The sequence below is a fragment of the Kitasatospora sp. NPDC057512 genome, from assembly GCF_042802135.1.
Classification (GTDB): domain Bacteria; phylum Actinomycetota; class Actinomycetes; order Streptomycetales; family Streptomycetaceae; genus Kitasatospora.
The window spans coordinates 1-1,225 of sequence record NZ_JBHVET010001261.1 but is presented as its reverse complement, the minus strand read 5'-3'; the positions used below and the strand labels follow the sequence as shown (position 1 = coordinate 1,225).

Sequence of the window (1,225 nt, the reverse complement as noted above, 5' to 3'; positions counted from 1 at the left end):
GCTGGGAAACCCCAGCCGGGCGTTCGCGTTCCTCGGGCGGTCAGTCGGCCAGCGACCGGGCGAGCTCGTTCCCCGCGCCCGTGTTGGAGATCCAGGCACGACTGCCCAGCCTGGGCTCCCAGGCAAGGCCGTCAAGGTCCTCCAGCACCCGCCGGACGACTTCGTCCGTCTCCCCGCTCCACGGCGAGAATCCCTCTTCGGCGAGTTCACCGATCCGGATCAGGCCGTTGTCCAGCAGGTGGCGGAGCAGTTCGGCGAAGAACGCCTTCCACGGACGCCCCGCCGCTCCTTCCTTCGCGGCCCAGAGGAGTTGATCGATGGGGACCCAGTCGTCCAGGCCCTCGATCAGCACGTCGGCGAAAACACGGTTCTCAACCATGCGGCAAGTGAACCTTCAAGTCCTTCCCACCGCTACCGGGGGAGATGTCGATCGTCGCTCCGTGCGGAGGGGAGCTGGACTTCGTCCTCCACTGGATCACGGTGCCGTCCTTGAGCCGGAAGACGTCGGGGATGATCGGGCCCCGGGCGGGGAGCCGCTCGGCGCCGGCGGTCCAGCGTTCGAAGAGCGCGCGCATGGCCTCCTCGGTGGGCTGCTCCCGGACGTGGTTCTGCTTTCCCATCGGCAGCTTGTCGAACTCGGACCGCCACAGGTGGCACACCTCGTTGCTGTTGTGCACGAGGACGGGCGTCTCGCCCGCGAGGACGTAGTAGGTGTGGAGGTCGTCGACGGTGAGGTTGTAGGCGGGCTGGAGGGTGCTCCAGTGCCGGACGTCCTCGACGCGCCGGGGCTGCCCGGTCGGGTCGCGCAGGTCGTCGCCGGCCTTGAGGTCGGCGGCGTCGGTCCACTGCTTCCGGTTCTCGGACCAGAAGGGGTGGTGGTCGGTGCTGGTCAGGGTCTGCCCGGCACCGAGTGAGACGGCGGTGAAGTCGCGGTCGTCGGGGGTGTAGATGGTGGCCGAGACCCGGCGGGGGCCGGTCAGTCCGGTGGTGGGATCGGTGGCGAGGACGTCATCGCCTGTCCGGACGGACTCGATCGCGCGGGTGGAGCCGTCGGCCATCAGGACGCGGGTGCCGGCCGGGAAGCTGTTCAGCCCGGGGCACGGCGGAGGGAGCCGACCGACGAGCTTCTTGATGAACTCGACGGCCTTCTCGCCCCAGGACCCGAACTTCTTGGCCCACTGGGCGAGTTTGGCGACGGCGGCGCCGTCGCCGATGAAGGGGATCG

General features: G+C 69.2%; 2 protein-coding genes. Both read right to left on the bottom strand.

Annotated features, from left to right (window positions below):
• Positions 1-40 precede the first annotated feature (40 nt).
• Positions 41-379: a hypothetical protein gene (locus tag ACFU6K_RS39360; RefSeq protein WP_380671530.1), complete on the bottom strand. Its 339-nt coding sequence runs from the start codon at positions 377-379 to the stop codon at positions 41-43.
• On the bottom strand, positions 372-1,225 hold an 854-nt coding region (locus ACFU6K_RS39355), incomplete at its 5' end, for a polymorphic toxin-type HINT domain-containing protein (protein ID WP_380671528.1). The genes ACFU6K_RS39360 and ACFU6K_RS39355, both read right to left, overlap by 8 nt.

Coding starts and splice junctions, on each gene's coding strand:
- ACFU6K_RS39360 (WP_380671530.1), bottom strand. CDS start 379: ATGGTTGAGAACCGTGTTTTCGCCGACGTGCTGATCGAGGGCCTGGAC.